General features: G+C 78.6%; 1 protein-coding gene. It reads left to right on the forward strand.

Annotated elements, in window-relative coordinates; all coding sequences use genetic code 11:
• Nucleotides 1–75 precede the first annotated feature (75 nt).
• Nucleotides 76–1,143, forward strand: a 1,068-nt coding sequence (locus GL263_RS26935; RefSeq protein WP_182858341.1) for a glycosyltransferase family 4 protein, incomplete at its 3' end; no start/stop codon positions are given.

The following is a 1,143-nucleotide window of genomic DNA, read 5'->3' on the forward strand; positions in this document are numbered from 1 at the left end:
TCCCCCTTCCCCGACTCCGGGAGTCGACCCGTCGTGACCAGCCATACCGTGCCGCCCGTGCCGCCGGTGCCGCCGATGCCTCAACGAGGGCGTCCGTTGCACACGGTGCAGGTACTCGGCGGCGGTTCGGCGTGCACGGGCGCGCATGTGCGGTCGCTGACGGCCGGACTGGTCGCGCGTGGCGTCCAGGTGACGGTCTGCGCGCCGGCGGGCGCGGAACTGGCCTACGGCTTCAGCCAGGTCGGCGCCGGCTTCGCCCCGGTCTCGGCGCGCACCGAACCGGAGACGCTGGCCTCGCTGCGTGCGGTGTGCGCCGGCGCCGACCTCGTCCACGCGCACGGCCTGCGCGCCGGTCTGATGGCCGCGATCGCGCTCGGCGGGCGGCGGGACACCACACCGCTGGTGGTCACCTGGCACAACCGCACGCTCTCCCAGGGCTTTCGGGCGCGCCTCACCCGGCTGCTGGAGCGGCGGGTGGTGCGGGCGGCCCGGGTGGTGCTGGGCGCGAGCTCCGACCTCGTCGAGCGGGCGCGGCGGCGCGGCGCGAGGGACGCCCGCCTCGCGCCCGTCGCGGTGCCGGCGGCCGGCCGTCCGCGGGCCGCCGACGGCGAGGACGAGGGGCGGGACAAGGTCCGGGCCGAGATCGGCGCGCTGGACAGGCCGCTGGTGTTCACGATGGGCAGGCTGGAGCCGCAGCAGGGGCACGACGTGCTGCTCACCGCCGCCCGCGCGTGGCGGCGGCTCGACCCGGCGCCGCTGGTCCTGGTCGCGGGGGAGGGCAGCCTCCGGGCCGCGCTCCAGTCGCGTATCGACGCCGAGGAGCTTCCGGTGCGGCTGATCGGCAGTGTCACCCGGGCGGCGGAGGCCGTGCGGCTGCTGGCCGCCTCGGACGTCGCCGTGCTGCCGTCCCGCTGGACGGCGCGCTCGCCCTTCGCGCAGGAGGCGCTGCACGCCGGCGTGCCGCTGGTGGCCACGGCGGTCGGGGGCGTGCCCGAGCTGGTGGGGGACGCCGCCGTCCTGGTCCCCTACGGCGACGCCGACGCGCTGGCATCGGCGGTGGGCGGGCTGCTGGCCGACCCGGCCCGGCGGGCCGGGCTCGCCGCGCGGGGGCGGGTCCAGGCCGCCACCTGGCCGAGCGAGGAC

The sequence above is a fragment of the Streptomyces durbertensis genome (assembly GCF_014156695.1).
Classification (GTDB): domain Bacteria; phylum Actinomycetota; class Actinomycetes; order Streptomycetales; family Streptomycetaceae; genus Streptomyces; species Streptomyces durbertensis.